9 protein-coding genes are annotated in these 12423 nt (G+C 63.7%); 5 read left to right on the top strand and 4 right to left on the bottom strand.

Translation table 11 applies throughout. The features are described from left to right. The first annotated feature begins 101 nt into the window (after nt 1-101). The 4 genes from B348_RS0114965 to B348_RS0114950 are packed head-to-tail and all read left to right on the top strand — an operon-like array spanning nt 102 to nt 3329. The gene (locus B348_RS0114965; protein ID WP_017736888.1) at nt 102-917 is read left to right on the top strand and encodes a MetQ/NlpA family ABC transporter substrate-binding protein; all 816 of its coding nucleotides are present in this window, start codon (nt 102-104) and stop codon (nt 915-917) included. Then, a complete protein-coding gene (locus B348_RS0114960; protein WP_017736887.1) occupies nt 914-2029 on the top strand; it encodes a methionine ABC transporter ATP-binding protein in 1116 nt (371 codons plus the stop codon). Before B348_RS0114965 ends, B348_RS0114960 begins: the two co-directional genes overlap by 4 nt. Further along, entirely contained in the window at nt 2019-2663 is a 645-nt protein-coding gene (locus B348_RS0114955) for a methionine ABC transporter permease (protein ID WP_017736886.1), read from the top strand. The genes B348_RS0114960 and B348_RS0114955 overlap by 11 nt, the downstream gene beginning before the upstream one ends. A 39-nt stretch (nt 2664-2702) precedes the next feature. After that, nucleotides 2703-3329: a bifunctional 2-polyprenyl-6-hydroxyphenol methylase/3-demethylubiquinol 3-O-methyltransferase UbiG gene (locus tag B348_RS0114950; protein ID WP_017736885.1), complete on the top strand. Its 627-nt coding sequence runs from the start codon at nt 2703-2705 to the stop codon at nt 3327-3329. A 108-nt stretch (nt 3330-3437) separates the two neighbouring features. Here B348_RS0114950 and B348_RS0114945 read toward each other — a convergent pair whose 3' ends face one another. The 4 genes from B348_RS0114945 to B348_RS0114930 form a co-directional block, all read right to left on the bottom strand. Beyond that, complete coding sequence (locus B348_RS0114945; RefSeq protein ID WP_017736884.1) at nt 3438-5612, bottom strand: glycoside hydrolase; 2175 nt, start codon at nt 5610-5612, stop codon at nt 3438-3440. 214 nt (nt 5613-5826) lie between these two features. Beyond that, entirely contained in the window at nt 5827-8886 is a 3060-nt protein-coding gene (locus tag B348_RS0114940) for an efflux RND transporter permease subunit (protein WP_017736883.1), read from the bottom strand. Then, a complete protein-coding gene (locus B348_RS0114935; RefSeq protein WP_017736882.1) occupies nt 8883-9953 on the bottom strand; it encodes an efflux RND transporter periplasmic adaptor subunit in 1071 nt (356 codons plus the stop codon). The genes B348_RS0114940 and B348_RS0114935 overlap by 4 nt, the downstream gene beginning before the upstream one ends. Continuing rightward, on the bottom strand, nt 9950-11032 hold the full coding sequence (locus tag B348_RS0114930) for an efflux RND transporter periplasmic adaptor subunit (RefSeq protein WP_017736881.1): 1083 nt from the start codon (nt 11030-11032) through the stop codon (nt 9950-9952). The genes B348_RS0114935 and B348_RS0114930 overlap by 4 nt, the downstream gene beginning before the upstream one ends. A gap of 121 nt (nt 11033-11153) precedes the next feature. Between B348_RS0114930 and B348_RS0114925 the strand changes: the two genes are divergently transcribed. Next, nucleotides 11154-12314: an AAA family ATPase gene (locus B348_RS0114925; protein WP_017736880.1), complete on the top strand. Its 1161-nt coding sequence runs from the start codon at nt 11154-11156 to the stop codon at nt 12312-12314. Nucleotides 12315-12423: the final 109 nt, after the last annotated feature.

Genomic DNA, 12423 nt, shown 5'->3' with positions numbered 1-12423 from the left:
CAGCAAAAAATGAGTTGCCTGACAAACCGCTATCGCAGGCAAGCCAGCTCCCACAGTGGACCGCATTGTTCTGACCTAAATCTTATGACTGGAAAACCATTATGAAAAAAACACTGCTCGCCCACCCAGTCAAAGCACTGGCCCTGGCCCTCGGCCTGTTCAGCTCGGCGGTCTTCGCCAGCGATGCACCGCTGAAAGTCGGCACCACCGCCGCCTTCGCCATCCCGCTGGAAGCCGCCGTCGCCGAAGCCGGCAAGCAAGGCCTGAAAGTCGAGCTGGTGGAGTTCACCGACTGGATCGCGCCCAACGTCAGCCTGGCCGCCGGTGATATCGACGTGAACTACTTCCAGCACATCCCGTTCCTGGAAAACGCCAAGGCTGCCGCCGGGTTTGACCTGGTGCCGTACGCGCCGGGGATTATCAACAATGTCGGCCTGTATTCGAAGAAATTCAAAAGCATTAACGACCTGCCCCAGGGCGCCAGCGTGGCCATCGCCAACGACCCGATCAACAGCGGGCGCGGCCTGCAATTGCTGGCCAAGGCGGGTTTGATCACCCTCAAGCCGGGCGTGGGCTACAAGGCCACCGAAGAAGACATCGTCAGCAACCCGAAAAAGATCAAGATCCTGCAAGTCGAGGCCGTGCAACTGGTGCGCGCCTATGACGATGCCGATCTGGTGCAGGGCTACCCGGCCTATATCCGCCTGTCCAAGACCTTCGATGCCGAGTCGGCGCTGCTGTTCGACGGCCTCGACCACCCGGAGTACGTGATCCAGTTCGTCACCCAGCCCAAGGGCACCACCGACCCGCGCGTGATCAAGTTCGTCGATATCTACCAGCACTCGCCGGTGGTGCGCGCCGCGTTGGACAAGTCCCTGGGCAAGCTCTACCAAGTCGGCTGGGAAGCTAAAAAATGACCGCCGCCCACTCCCAACTGCGCGACCTGGGCACACCGCCCAGGGACGCCGAGCAGACCGAACTGCACCCGGACCTCAACCGCGCCCATGTGCGTTTTATCAACCTGGGCAAGAGCTACGACGGCAAGGTGCATGCCCTGCAAGGCATCGACCTGGCGATCCAGCGCGGTGAAGTGTTCGGCATCATCGGCCGCAGCGGCGCCGGTAAATCCTCGTTGATCCGCACGATCAATCGCCTGGAACAACCCAGCAGCGGGCGGGTGCTGATCGACCAGGTGGACATCGGCGACTACGACGAAGACCGCCTGGTGGCGCTGCGTCGGCGCATCGGCATGATCTTCCAGCACTTCAACCTGATGTCGGCCAAGACCGTGTGGCAGAACGTCGAGTTGCCGCTGAAAGTGGCCGGCGTGCCCAAGCCGCAACGCGAGCAAAAGGTGCGCGAGCTGCTGGAGTTGGTCGGTTTGCAGGACAAGCACAAGTCTTACCCGGCGCAGCTGTCTGGCGGACAAAAGCAGCGCGTGGGCATCGCCCGCTCGCTGGTGCACGCCCCCGAGATTTTGCTGTGCGACGAGGCCACCTCGGCCCTCGACCCGGAGACCACCCAGTCGATCCTCGGCCTGCTGCGCGAGATCAACAAACGCCTGGGCCTGACCATCGTGCTGATCACCCACGAGATGGCAGTGATCCGCGAGATCTGCGACCGCGTGGTGGTGCTGGAACACGGCCACATCGTCGAGCAAGGCCCGGTGTGGCAGGTGTTTGGCGACCCGCAACACGAGGTCAGCAAAACCCTGCTGGCGCCCCTGCAACACGGCTTGCCGGAAGAACTGCAAAACCGTTTGCAGGTCACGCCAGCATCGGCCGAGGCGGCGGTGGTGCTGCGCTTGCGTTTCACCGGCAGCGACACCGACGAGCCGGACCTCGCTGCGCTGTTCGCCGCCCTCGGCGGGCGCGTGCGCTTGCTGCAAGGCGGCGTGGAACGCATCAAGGGCCATGCCTTGGGGCAATTGCTGCTGGCGGTGAGCGGCTCGGCCCACAGCGCCGATGAATTGCGCAAGCGCGCCGGCAATTGGGCACAACAGGCGGAGGTGCTGGGCTATGTGGTTTGATCGTTTATTGCAGGGCGCCATCGACACCTTGTTGATGGTCGGCGTGTCGTCGCTGATCGCGTTGCTGGTGGGGATTCCGCTGGCAGTGTTCCTGGTGACCAGCGACAAGGGCGGCATCTACCAGGCACCGGCGTTGAACCGCGTGCTGGGGGCGTTCGTCAATCTGTTCCGCTCGATTCCGTTTCTGATCCTGATGGTGGCGCTGATCCCGTTCACCCGGCTGATCGTCGGCACCACCTACGGCGTGTGGGCAGCGGTGGTACCGCTGACCATCGCCGCCACACCGTTCTTTGCGCGGATTGCCGAGGTGAGCCTGCGCGAGGTCGATCATGGCTTGATCGAAGCCGCCCAGGCCATGGGCTGCCGGCGCTGGCACATCATCTGGCACGTGCTGTTGCCGGAAGCGCTGCCGGGGATTGTCGGCGGGTTCACCATCACCCTGGTGACGATGATCAACTCCTCGGCCATGGCCGGTGCCATTGGCGCCGGTGGCTTGGGTGACATTGCCTATCGCTACGGCTACCAGCGCTTTGACACGCAGATCATGCTGACGGTGATTGTGCTGCTGGTGGTGCTGGTGGCGTTCATCCAGCTCGGCGGCGATCGGTTGGCGCGGGTGCTGAACAAGCGCTGAGGTATAGTCGGGGCATCTCCGCACCCGGTATCGCCCGCCATGTCCCTCAAGCCCGACGACCTCGACCAGATCACCGCCACCACCCTCGGCCACTACAACAAAGTGGCCGAGGACTTCCGCGAAGGCACCCGCGACCACGATGTGAGCCAGAACATCGACGCGCTGCTGCGCCACATCCAGGGCACGGTGCCGTTTACCGTGCTGGATTTCGGCTGCGGCCCAGGGCGCGACTTGCAGACCTTCACGCGCATGGGCCATATCGCCGTGGGCCTGGACGGCTCGGAGCGCTTTGCGCAGATGGCGCGGGAAGACAGCGGCTGCGAGGTGTTGCAGCAGGATTTCCTCAAGCTCGATCTGCCGGCTGAACGCTTCGACGGGATCTTTGCCAATGCGGTGCTGTTTCATATACCCAAGCAGGAGCTGCCGCGTGTGCTCAAGCAGCTGCATGGGGCGTTGAAGGCTGAGGGGGTGTTGTTCAGTTCCAACCCTCGCGGGGAAAACCAGGAAGGTTGGAATGGGCCGCGATATGGCTCTTATCACGATCTTGAGGCGTGGCAGGCGTTGCTGGCTGAGGCGGGGTTTGTGGAGTTGGAGCATTACTACCGACCAGCCGGGTTGCCGCGGGAGCAGCAGCCCTGGTTGGCCAGTGTGTGGCGCAAGGTGTAGAGGTGGGTTGGCTGGACCGGCCTCATCGCAGGCAAGCCAGCTCCCACAGGTGAACGCATTCCAAATCGGCAACTCGGTCAACTGTGGGAGCTGGCTTGCCTGCGATAGCTATTTCACCTGATACACCAAAGGTTTTTCACCCACCACCAACGCCGTAACGCTGCGCGCGGCATAACCCTCTCTCGGGCCCGCCGCAAAATTCGCCACCAACCGCGAACCATCCGCAAAGGTGGTCTCCTGCACCTGTCGATCCACCGTCAGCCACCGAAACCCGGTCATCGCCTGCGTCGCCAAGCGCTGATGCAACGGCCGGAAAAATCGATCCTGGCGCTCAATCTGCGGCAACCGCTGCTCAACCGTCGCAGAACTCAAGTGGTAGAGCGGCGGCACGTTGTAGAGCAGTTGCGTCAGCTCATTCTCGACGCTCACGTTGCTCAGCTTGAGGCTGTCGAACAGCCAGTGATGGGTGGTAATCACCGAACCATGGAACACCGCCTGATACAGCGGCAGGCGCATGCTTGGGTCGAAATACAGGGTACGAAACGGCTCGTTCAACGGCACCGGCTTGAAGAACACCGCTGGCTGCTCCGGCGGGTACCAGTTGCCCACGTAATAGGGCGATTGCTTGTCCTGGGTCATCGCCTTATCACCCCAGCCAATCACCGGCGTCTGCATGCCGTGGGCGAACAGGATGCCCTGGGCGGTGCTCGCATTGCCGTCTTCGGAACCGGTCGGCAACTGGCGCACGGTGTTCAGCCAGCGCGATGCGTCGATGTTGCCAGCCGCGTTTTGCGCCTGGGTCATCCGCGCGCCGTCGCGGTAGCTGTCGAAGACCATGCCTGTGGCGTAGGCGTCGAGGAACCAGGCGTTGAAGCCGGCCTTGGCTTGCACTGCTGGCACCCGCGCCTCCAACAAGGGCCGTACACACCATGGGTCGGTGTAGTGGCCCGATTGCTGGAAGCCGGTTTTCAGCTTGCCCGTTTGCAACACGATCGCGCAGTCACGGTAGGCCCGGCTGCCCAGGTGAGCGGTGGTCCAGTCGGGGTTTTCGCTGGCAGACAAGGCGGTTTCATAGGAATCGTAGGGCGCCATCAGGAAGCCGGCGTCCACCCCGGCGCGAATCGCCTCGGGATGCCACAGGCCGCCTTCCCAGCCTTCGCCCAGGGTCACCAGCAAGCGTGGGAGACCTGCACGGCTCAACGCTTGAATCGTCTGGTTGCCCCATGTGTCCGGGGCGTCACTCAGCGCCCCGGCAAACGCGACGGCCAGTTCACTGCGCAGCTCGCCATAGCGTGCCGCGAGGCGCGTCATGTCGGGCGCGTCCACCTGCCAGCTCTGTCGGGCTTTTTTGTTGATCGCCGCGTTGAGGCCACGGAGCAACACCGTCTGTTCATAGCGATTGAGCGGCGTGGACTGCGCCAGGACTTTCGTCGCTTCCTTGTCCAGCAAACCCTTGAGTTCATGGGTGCGCAGGCGCTTGAGCAGCAGCGGCCAGTCCTGCACATCGTCCAAGGCCAGCAGATCATTGCCCCACAGATAGACGTGGCTGGCCCCCAGCAGTTTCTCGCCCTCGGGTGTCTGTTTCAGCTTGTCCACCAGGGGCTCATAACGGCCCTGCTCTACCAGCCATCGCCGATAACGCTTGGCGCCGGCCAACGGATCAGCCTCGCCCAGGTGCAACAACAGGGTCATGGGCGCGGCGGGATCAAGTGCGGTGAATTCATGGGTCACCGACAACCCCTTGTCCGCCTGCCAACGCAAGCGATTGTTGTAGGGGTTGGTCAGCAACCAGTTCAGGGTAAAGCCGCCGTGGTCCATGCCCCACAGCGGCAGGCTGAGGTCCTGGGTGGTGTTGATATCGCCCTGTTCCAGCAGAAAGGCTTTCCACACGGCATTGTCGGCAGGCACGTAATGCCCTTCGGCCAACGGCCAGATCAAGCCCTTGCCAATGGCGCTGGCGGGTTGTTGCAGGATCGGCAGTTCACCCGGTTCGCGTGCAGTGATGGCTAGCATCAGGTCGCGTTGCGCAAGGTTGGCCGTCACGCGAAAGGCGCCCCACTGCCAACTGGCCTGTTGGGTGTCCTGCGCGAGTTCGCTGACTGCACGCGCCGCAACACCACTGGAGGCCTGCACCGGCGCCTGGCCGTTGGGCGTGACGCGGATGGCGAGGGTGGCGGGGTCGAGTTCGACGCGCCATAGCGGGTTTTCGAGGACGGTGCTGGCAAGGGCCAGCGGGGAGATGAGGCATGTGCAGAGCAGTAAGAAGTGACGAGGCCAGTTCATAACGTTCGACCGGGTGGGGTGGAGGTTGGGAGGGTAGACCACTGCGCTGCCTGACACGGCAGTGATAGATATTTCGGGAGGTTTCCCACAGCCCCTCAGCCCTATGGAGATCCAAATGTGGGAGCGGGCTTGCCCGCGATTGCATTGGGTCAGTCAGCACATTTTTAACTGACAGACTGCTATCGCGGGCAAGCCCGCTCCCACATTTTTGACCTTATTCGGCCTTTTGTTCCGGCTCTGGCTCGCGGATCTTGTACCAGGCCACATACAGCGCCGGCAGGAACAACAACGTCAACAACGTGGCGATGATGATCCCGCCAATCATCGCGTACGCCATCGGCCCCCAGAACACTTCGCGGGCGATGGGGATCATGCCCAGGCTCGCCGCCGCCGCGGTCAGCAGGATCGGCCGGCGGCGGTGTTCGGTGGCTTGCACCACCGCGTCCCACGGTGAATAACCGGCCACTTCGTACTCGTCGATCTGCGTCACCAGGATCACCGAGTTGCGGATGATGATTCCGATCAGCGCGAGGATGCCGAGGATCGCCACAAAGCCCATGGGCGTGCCCGTGGGGATCAGCGCCAGCACCACGCCGATCAGCCCAAGCGGCGCGACGCTGGCCACCAGGAACATCTTCTGCACGCTGTGCAGCTGGATCATCAGGAACGTCGCCATGAGGAACAGCATCAGCGGCACCACGCTGGCAATCGGGCCCTGGGCCTTGCCGCTTTCTTCCACGGTGCCGCCGGTGGCGACCTTGTAGCCCACCGGCAAATCGGCGTTGAATTTGTCGATGGTCGGCGCCAGCTGTTTCACCAGATCCGTCGGCTGCATCTCATCGCGCACCGACGCCTTGATGGTGATGGTCGGCTTGCGGTCGCGCCGCCAAACCAGCGGCTGTTCCAGCTCATAACGCACCGTGGCGAACGCCAGCAGCGGAATCGACGTGCCGTTGGGCGTGACGATCTGCAAGTTCTGCAAGGTTTCCGGCGTACCGCGCTCGGCGTCTTCGGCGCGGCCGACCACGTTGATCAGGTAGATATCGTCATGTACCTGGGTCACCGAGGCGCCGCTGACCACGCTGTTCATCAGTTGCGCGACGTCTTCCGACGACAGCCCCAGTTGCCGCGCCTTGTCCTGGGCGATGTCCACCCGCAGCACTTTGCCGGGCTCGTTCCAGTCGTAGATGATCTCGCCCAGGTGGGTGTTCTGGTCGAGCAGCGTGGCCAGTTCGATCGCGTGTTTGCGCACCTGGTCGATGTCCTTGCCGGACACGCGGTACTGGATCGGCCGCCCCACCGGCGGGCCCATTTCCAGCGGCTGCACATAGCTGCCGATGCCGACGAAGTCATCACGCAGGCGCTTTTGCAGGCGCTGGATCAACGCGCCGCGTTCTTCCAGGCCTTTGCTGACGATCACCAGCTGCGCGTAGTAGGGGTTTTCCAGTTGCTGGTCCAGCGGCAGGTAGAAACGGATCGCGCCCTGGCCGATATAGGTGCTCCAACGGGCGATGTCCGGGTCGTCCTTGATGATCGCTTCCAGGCGGTCCACGGCCTTGCGCGTCTCGTTGATCGAGGCGTTTTGCGGCAGGTTCAGGTCCACCAGGATTTCCGGGCGGTCGGATGACGGGAAGAACTGGTTCTGCACGAACTGCATCGAGAACACCGACGCCACAAACAACGCCACGGTAATGCCGATGGCCCACCAGCGGTTGCGCATGGCCCAGAGCATGCCGCCGTTGAACGCGCGACCGATGCGCCCCGGCTCCGCATCGTGCGGCTTCACCTTGGCGCTGAGGATATGCACGCCAATCACCGGCGCAAACAGCACGGCCACCACCCACGACACCAGCATCGCCACGGCGATCACGGCAAACAGGGTGAAGGTGTACTCGCCCGCCGAGCTGGCGTTGAGGCCAATCGGCACAAAGCCCGCCACCGTCACCAGCGTGCCGGTGAGCATCGGGAACGCCGTCGACGTATAGGCGTAGGTCGCCGCCTGTTCCTTGGTTTCGCCTTTTTCCAGGCGCGTGATCATCATCTCCACGGTGATCATCGCGTCGTCCACCAACAGGCCGAGGGCGATGATCAACGCGCCCAGCGACACGCGCTGCATGGTGATGCCGCTGTATTCCATGAACACGAACACCAGCGCCAGCACCAGCGGAATCGAGCACGCCACCACCAGCCCGGCACGCATACCGAGGCTGATAAAGCTCACCACCAGCACGATGATCACCGCTTCAAACAGCGCGCTGGTGAAGCCGCCGACGGCCTCTTCCACCACTTCCGCCTGGTCGGACACCTTGTGCACGCCAACGCCCACCGGCAGGTCGGCGGTCAGTTCGTCCATGCGTTCATGCAGGGCCTTGCCGAACGCCTGGATATTGCCGCCCTTCTGCATGGCGATGGCCAAGCCAATCGCCGGCGTGCCGTTGAAACGGAACATCGGCCGCGCCGGGTCGACGTAGCCACGGCTGATCTCGGCGATGTCCGCCAGCCGATAGAAACGGTCATTGAGCCGCAGGTTGACGTCGGCCAGGTCTTTTTCCGAGGCGAACTGCCCGGACGTGCGCACCGAAATCCGCTCCGGCCCGGCCTCGATCACCCCGGCGGGCGTCACCGCGTTCTGCGATTGCAGGCTTTGCACGACCTGGCGCTGATCAATGCCCAGCGCGGCCAGTTTGCGCGTGGAGAAGTTCAGGTAAATCACTTCGTCCTGCTGGCCGATCATCTCGACCTTGCCCAGCCCCGGCACCGAGCGGATCTCGGCGCGCACCTGCTCCACGTAGTCGCGCAACTGGCGCATCGACAGGCCGTCGCCGGTGAACGCGTAGACCGAGCCGAACACGTCACCGAACTCGTCGTTGAACGACGGCCCCTGCAAGCCTTGGGGGAAGCTGCCGCGAATGTCGTCGATCTTCTTGTGCACCAGGTACCAGATGTGGGGGATGTCCTTGGCGCTGGTGGTGTCCTTCAAGAACACGAACACCGTGGACTCACCCGGCCGGGTGTAGCTTTTCACGTAGTCGAGGGAGTCCAGCTCTTCGAGTTTTTTCTCGATGCGGTCCGTGACCTGCTTGAGGGTTTCTTCCTGGGTCGCGCCGGGCCAGCGGGTCTGGATCACCATGGTCTTGATGGTGAAGGACGGGTCTTCCTCGCGGCCCAGGTTCATGTAGGAGAACACGCCCATCAGCAGCGCGACGAACATCAGGTACCAGACGAAGGACTGATGCTTGAGGGCCCAGTCGGATAAGTTGAAGCTGCCTTTCATCGCGGGCTGTCCTCGTCGATTTTGACTGTCTGCCCGGGTTTCAGGCTGTTCACGCCGGCGGTGACGATGCGCTCGCCGGGTTTGACGCCGCCATTGAGCACGGCGCTGCCGGCGTCACGGCGGATGACGGTGATGTCACGCGGTTGCACGGTGCGGCTTTGGGTGTCGAGCAGCCAGATGCGGGTCTTGCCATCGACCTCCTGCAACGCGCTCAGCGGCACTTCGATGCGTGGCGCGATGGCGGTGCTCAAGGTCACGCTGATCGCCGTGCCCAGGCGGAAGGCGGGCGGCGTCTCGGCCAGGGTCAGGCGCGCGCGACGGGTGCGCGTGGCGCTTTGGGCCTGGGGTTCGATCTCGCGCACGATGGCGGTGGTGTGCACGCTCGGGTCGAGCTGCCCGGCGACCAGGAACACCACGTCAGACGGCAGCCGTTCGGCGAGGCCGGCCGGCAGGTCGATCACCGCTTCCTTGATATCCGGGCGGGCCAGGGTCACCACTTGCTGGCCGGCGCTGACCACCTGGCCGGCTTCGGCATTCCAGGCGGTGACGATGCCGGCGTGGTCGGTGCGCAGCTCGGCGTAGTTGAGCTGGTCCTTGGCCTGGTTGACCGCCGCCTGGGCTTGATCCAGGGAGGCCTGGGTGGTTTTCAGGTCGGTCTGGGCCACATCCAACTGAGCCTGGGCACCGACGCCACGGTTGAACAGTTCCTGCTGGCGGCGTGCGTTGGCCTGGGCGTTGATAAATTGCGCCTGCACCTTGGCCAGGTCACCCTGGGCCGCGCGCAGCTGGTTTTGCTGGTCGGTGGGGTCGAGCACCGCGAGCAAGGCGCCCTGCTCCACTTCGGCGCCCACATCCACGGCACGCCGGGCGATGCGCCCGGGCACGCGGAACCCCAGGTTGCTTTCATAGCGCGCCTGGATCGTACCGGCGAAGCGGCCGAGGTTGGCCTGGTCCTCGGCTTTCACTTCCATCGACAACACCGGGCGCACCTGTTCGGGCGGCGCCTCTTCCTTGGAGCACGCCGCGAGCAACAGGCTGGCCGTGAGCAAAGCCGTCAGGTGCTTCATGGCTGGGCTCCTTGTTGGGCAATCTCGACCAGCATGCCGGGGTGGAGCAATTGCCCACCGGCCACCACGACCTTTTCGCCGCCCTTGAGGCCGTCGCTGATGATGACTTTGCCGGTGAGGTAACGCGCCACGCTGACCTTGTGCAACTGCGCCTTGCCGTCGCCGTCGATCAACCACACGGCGGGCTCGTTGAGGTCTTTGGTCAGGGCCGACCAGGGCAGTTCGACGCTCGGCTTGGCCGGGCCATTGGCGGTGGCGCTGACCACCGAGCCCAGTCGCATGCCCTTGGGCAACGCCTCCAGGGCAATCTTCACCTGCACGGTGCCGGTGTTGGCGGCCACGGCCGGGGTGACTTCGCGGACCTTGCCTTGGGCCTTGATGCTGGGGTTATCCAACAGGCTCACGGTAATCGGCGCGTCGGGCGGCGGCTCCACCAGCAGCGATTCATAGACGTTGAACACCGCATCGCGCTCGCCATCCTGGGCCAGGCTGAAGATCGGCACGGTGGCCTGCACCACCTGGCCGACTTCGGCCTGGCGCGCGGTGATCACACCGGGGGCGTCGGCGATCAGCGCGGTGTAGCCGAGTTGTTCGCGGGCGTTGGCCAACTGCGCCTGGGCAGCGGCCAGGGCGCTTTGGCTGCTGCGCAAGGCCGCCTGGGCGGCGTCGTATTCGCTGCGGCTGGTGTAGCCCTTGGGCAGGAGTTTTTCCTGGCGCACAAAGGCCGCCGCCGTTTGTTTGACCCGTGCCTGTTCGGCCACGACCTGGGCCTGGGCGGAATCGACGTTGGTCTGCAAATCCTTGGGATCGAGCTTGGCCAGCACTTGCTTGGCCGTCACGCGATCACCCACATCGACCATGCGCTGGATGATCTTGCCACCCACGCGGAACGACAGGTCGGTTTGCACGCGGGCCTGGATATCGCCAGTGAGGGTGACCGCCGCGGCGAAATCCGCCGGTTGCACGGTCTGTACAAAGACCCGTGAATGCTGCTTGGGCTCGGCCTTTTCCTGGCCACAACCGCTGAGCAGCGCCAGTAGGCCAAGTCCGAAAATACAGGTGGAAATACGACCGCCCATGCAGGCTCCTTTTGCGCGATGCGATATACCAAGTGTGTATGCGACTGTGAGCTTAGTTCAGGGTTCCTTATCTGCATGCAGGCTCCCATACTCCGAGGGTTCCCACACCGATTGAATGCCCATGCTCAAGACCCTCGCGGTGGCCAATTACCGCTCGATCAACAAATTGGTAGTGCCCCTGGACCGGCTGAACCTGGTGACGGGCCCCAATGGAAGCGGCAAATCCAACCTGTACCGCGCCCTGCGCCTGCTGGCGGAAACCGCCCAGGGCGGGGTGATCAATGCACTGGCCCGTGAGGGCGGACTGGATTCGACCTTCTGGGCCGGCCCGGAAACCATCAGCCGCCGCATGCACAAGGGCGAGGTGCCGATTCAGTCCACCGTGCGCCAAGGCGTCAAGCGCCTGCGCCTGGGCTTTGCCGGGGAGGATTTCAGCTACGCCATTTCCCTGGGACTGCCCGAACCCAGCGAGTCGTTTTTCGCCCTCGACCCGGAGGTGAAAAAAGAATGCATCTGGGCCGGCCATATCTACCGCCCGGCCAGCCTGCTGGTGCAGCGTTCCGGGCCGATGGTGCGCGCCCGCGACGGCCGCGCCTGGGATGTGCTGGCCCAGCACACGCCGAATTACCACAGCCTGTTCGACCAGGTCGGCAGCCTGCGCGGCTCGCCGGAGGTGTTGCTGCTGCGCGAAAGCATTCGTGGCTGGCGCTTTTATGATCACTTTCGCAGCGACGTGGACGCCCCCGTGCGCCAGCCGCAACTGGGCACGCGCACGCCGGTGCTGCACCACGACGGGCGCGACCTGGCGGCGGCGTTGCAGACCATCCGCGAAATCGGCGACCCCGAGGCATTGCAGCGCGCGGTCAGCGACGCGTTTCCCGGCGCACGCCTGAATATCCAGCCGTTGCAGGGTGGGCGCTTTGCAATTGAGTTCTATCAGGAAGGCTTGCTGCGGCCGTTGTCGGCGGCGGAGTTGTCCGACGGCACCTTGCGTTATCTGCTGCTGATCGCGGCGCTGCTGACGCCGCGGCCGCCGACCATGATGGTGCTGAACGAGCCGGAAACCAGCTTGCACCCGGATCTGCTGCCGGCGTTGGCGCGCTTGATTATCCAGGCGTCGCGGCAGTGTCAGGTGTGGGTGGTGTCCCATGCCAGCCGGTTGATTGCGGCGTTGCAGCAGGATGCAGGGTGCAATTCGATTGTGCTGGAGAAGGTGTTGGGGGAGACGCGGATTGTGGGGCAAGGGATTCTGGATGCGCCGGCGTGGCATTGGCCGGAATAGTCGGTGACTGGGAGGGCCTCATCGCGGGCAAGCCCGCTCCCACATTTTGAACTGTGAATACCTTCAAATGTGGGAGCTGGCTTGCCTGCGATAGCGGTAGATCATTCAC

It is taken from the genome of Pseudomonas sp. CBZ-4 (assembly GCF_000346755.1).
In the GTDB taxonomy this organism is placed as follows: Bacteria; Pseudomonadota; Gammaproteobacteria; order Pseudomonadales; family Pseudomonadaceae; genus Aquipseudomonas.
This window is presented reverse-complemented; position numbering and strand designations above follow the sequence as displayed.

What these genes read in the sequence shown, in the direction of transcription:
- B348_RS0114960 (WP_017736887.1), top strand. Translation starts at nt 914, where the DNA reads ATGACCGCCGCCCACTCCCAACTGCGCGACCTGGGCACACCGCCCAGG.
- B348_RS0114950 (WP_017736885.1), top strand. Translation starts at nt 2,703, where the DNA reads ATGTCCCTCAAGCCCGACGACCTCGACCAGATCACCGCCACCACCCTC.
- B348_RS0114965 (WP_017736888.1), top strand. Translation starts at nt 102, where the DNA reads ATGAAAAAAACACTGCTCGCCCACCCAGTCAAAGCACTGGCCCTGGCC.
- B348_RS0114940 (WP_017736883.1), bottom strand. Translation starts at nt 8,886, where the DNA reads ATGAAAGGCAGCTTCAACTTATCCGACTGGGCCCTCAAGCATCAGTCC.
- B348_RS0114955 (WP_017736886.1), top strand. Translation starts at nt 2,019, where the DNA reads ATGTGGTTTGATCGTTTATTGCAGGGCGCCATCGACACCTTGTTGATG.
- B348_RS0114925 (WP_017736880.1), top strand. Translation starts at nt 11,154, where the DNA reads ATGCTCAAGACCCTCGCGGTGGCCAATTACCGCTCGATCAACAAATTG.
- B348_RS0114930 (WP_017736881.1), bottom strand. Translation starts at nt 11,032, where the DNA reads ATGGGCGGTCGTATTTCCACCTGTATTTTCGGACTTGGCCTACTGGCG.
- B348_RS0114935 (WP_017736882.1), bottom strand. Translation starts at nt 9,953, where the DNA reads ATGAAGCACCTGACGGCTTTGCTCACGGCCAGCCTGTTGCTCGCGGCG.
- B348_RS0114945 (WP_017736884.1), bottom strand. Translation starts at nt 5,612, where the DNA reads ATGAACTGGCCTCGTCACTTCTTACTGCTCTGCACATGCCTCATCTCC.